This window comes from Pleomorphovibrio marinus (assembly GCF_003347495.1).
GTDB classification, from domain to species: Bacteria; Bacteroidota; Bacteroidia; order Cytophagales; family Cyclobacteriaceae; genus Pleomorphovibrio; species Pleomorphovibrio marinus.
Genome location: NZ_QCXY01000023.1, coordinates 1 through 3,096 on the forward strand (window position 1 = coordinate 1; position 3,096 = coordinate 3,096).

At 60.2% G+C, this 3,096-nt stretch carries 1 rRNA gene; it reads right to left on the reverse strand.

The window, feature by feature from the left end:
- Positions 1 to 111: 111 nt before the first annotated feature.
- A 23S ribosomal RNA gene (locus DB520_RS26100) occupies positions 112 to 3,012 on the reverse strand.
- Positions 3,013 to 3,096: the final 84 nt, after the last annotated feature.

Below are 3,096 nucleotides of genomic sequence, written 5' to 3' on the forward strand. Positions count from 1 at the left end.
ATGGGAAGAGGTGGTGCCCCCGCGCTGGGCCGCCTGTGCCTTCGGCCCCTTGCGGGACCAGTGTCTTTTTATTCAATGACGGTTTTGCAGAAGACGCGGGGTGACCGCGGGACGCCCAAGTTTCCGGGCTATTAGTACCGCTCGGCTTTGGCATCGCTGCCTTTACACCTGCGGCCTATCGACGTCATCGTCTCTGACGGCCCTTGTTCCGAAGTCTCATCTCGGGGCGGGTTTCGCACTTAGATGCTTTCAGCGCTTATCCCTTCCCGACGTAGCTACCCGGCGGTGCAGTTGGCACCACAACCGGTACACCAGCGGTCGGTCCAGCCCGGTCCTCTCGTACTAAGGCCAGACCCCCTCAGACTTCGCACGCCCGCAACAGATAGGGACCGAACTGTCTCACGACGTTCTGAACCCAGCTCGCGTGCCACTTTAATGGGCGAACAGCCCAACCCTTGGGACCTTCTCCAGCCCCAGGATGTGACGAGCCGACATCGAGGTGCCAAACCTCCCCGTCGATGTGAGCTCTTGGGGGAGATCAGCCTGTTATCCCCAGAGTACCTTTTATCCTTTGAGCGACGGCCCTTCCATACGGTACCGCCGGATCACTATACCCGTGTTTCCACCCTGCTCGGCTTGTCGGCCTCGCAGTCAAGCCCCCTTGTGCTATTGCGCTCCTCGCACGGTTACCAGGCGTGCTGAGGGGACCTTTGGAAGCCTCCGTTACCCTTTTGGAGGCGACCACCCCAGTCAAACTACCCGCCAAGCAATGTCTCCTGTCCTACAGGATTAGACACCAGGCAGACGGAGGGCCGTATTTCAACGGCGGCTCCACGGGGCCTGGCGACCCCGCTTCATTGCCTCCGGCCTATCCTACACACCGTGTACCCGATGCCAATGCTAAGCTGCAGTAAAGGTTCATGGGGTCTTTCCGTCCCGTTGCGGGTACGCGGCATCTTCACCGCGACTACAATTTCACCGAGCTCATGGCTGAGACAGTGCCCAGATCGTTACACCATTCGTGCAGGTCGGAACTTACCCGACAAGGAATTTCGCTACCTTAGGACCGTTATAGTTACGGCCGCCGTTTACCGGGGCTTCGGTTCAACGCTTCTCCCTTGCGGGATGACGTCCCCCCTTAACCTTCCGGCACCGGGCAGGTGTCAGGCCTTATACTTCGTCTCTCGACTTCGCAAAGCCATGTGTTTTTGATAAACAGTCGCCTGGGCCTCTTCACTGCGGCCCCCCGTCTTACCGGGGGGCGCCCCTTCTCCCGAAGTTACAGGGCCATTTTGCCGAGTTCCTTAGCCATGATTCACTCGAGCACCTCAGGATCCTCTCCTTGACCACCTGTGTCGGTTTGCGGTACGGGCGCGCACACGCTTAACGCCAGGGGTTTTTCTCGGGGGCTATTAGGGAAACTGTCCGATTGTCCGTGGACGCTCGGTACTGTCAGGTTCGGCTGGCACCGCGCATTTGACTGCGGAGCCAATACCTACGCCCTTCAACCCGGTATTCCGTCACCGGGCGTTCCTTTCACCGCCCCGTCACCCCGTCACCTGTGTGCGCGGTATGGGAATGTTGACCCATTTTCCATCGGAATCCCCCTTCGGGTTATCCTTAGGGCCCGACTGACCCTGATCCGATTAGCGTTGATCAGGAAACCTTGGTCTATCGGTGGGCGGGTTTCTCGCCCGCCTTGTCGTTACTTATGCCTACATTTGCCTTTCCAAGCGCTCCAGCCCCGCTCGCACGGGGCATTCGCCGCACTTGGAATGCTCCCCTACCATGCTGAACGTGTCAGCATCCCGCGCTTCGGCACCGCGCTTGATGCCCGATTATTGTCGACGCCCTGCCGCTCGACCAGTGAGCTGTTACGCACTCTTTAAAGGAATAGCTGCTTCCAAGCTAACCTCCTGGCTGTCTCTGCAGCTGGACCGCCTTTGATCAACTTAGCGCGGATTCCGGGACCTTAGCGGCGGGTCCGGGTTCTTTCCCTCTCGGACCGGGACCTTAGCACCCCGGCCCTCACTGCCGCTGGCGTATGCCGGCATTCGGAGTTCGTCAGGATTTGGTAGGATGCGACTCCCCCTAGTCCTATCGGTAGCTCTACCTCCGGCATACGTCCCACGACGCTGTTCCTAAAAACATTTCGGGGAGTACGAGCTATTTCTCAGTTTGATTGGCCTTTCACCCCTACCCACGGCTCATCCGGAAGCTTTTCAACGCTTATCGGTTCGGCCCTCCACCCCGTTTTACCGGGGCTTCAGCCTGGCCATGGGTAGATCACAAAGTTTCGCGTCCACCCCCACTGACTCAAACGCCCTGTTCGGACTCGCTTTCGCTGCGGCTCCCCCCGTCAACGGGGTTAACCTCGCCAGTGAGGAGTGACTCGTAGGCTCATTATGCAAAAGGCACGCCGTCACCCTGGCAATGCCAGGGCTCCGACCGCTTGTAGGCGCACGGTTTCAGGTTCTCTTTCACCCCGTTGTTCACGGTGCTTTTCACCTTTCCCTCACGGTACTCGTTCACTATCGGTCTCCCGGGAGTATTTAGCCTTGCCGGATGGTGCCGGCGGTTTCGACCGGGATTTCTCCCGTCCCGGCCTACTCAGGATACCCGCCAGGCGTCCGACGCTTCCGCTACGGGGCTCTCACCCTCTGCGGCGCGCCTTCCCAGGCGACTTCGCGTCGCGTCTCGCGCCGTTGCGCGGGTCCTACAACCCCCCGACGGCCGTGACCGGCGGGGTTTGGGCTGTTCCGTCTTCGCTCGCCGCTACTGGCGGAATCACTCTTGTTTTCTCCTCCTCCGCCTACTTAGATGTTTCAGTTCGGCGGGTTCGCCCCCCGGTCCTAAAACCGGGGTATCCCGATGAATCGGGATGGGTTGCCCCATTCGGACACCCGCGGATCGACCCGTATGTGCCGGTCCCCGCGGATTTTCGCAGCTTGCCGCGTCCTTCTTCGCCTCCGGGAGCCTAGGCATCCCCCGTGCGCCCTTGTCCACTTGGACTCTCGCGTGCGGCCCTCTTGCACGCCGCACGCGACCCGCGGGGCAGTATGCCCCGCGTCTTCTGCTCAACACGTCAATGAACTT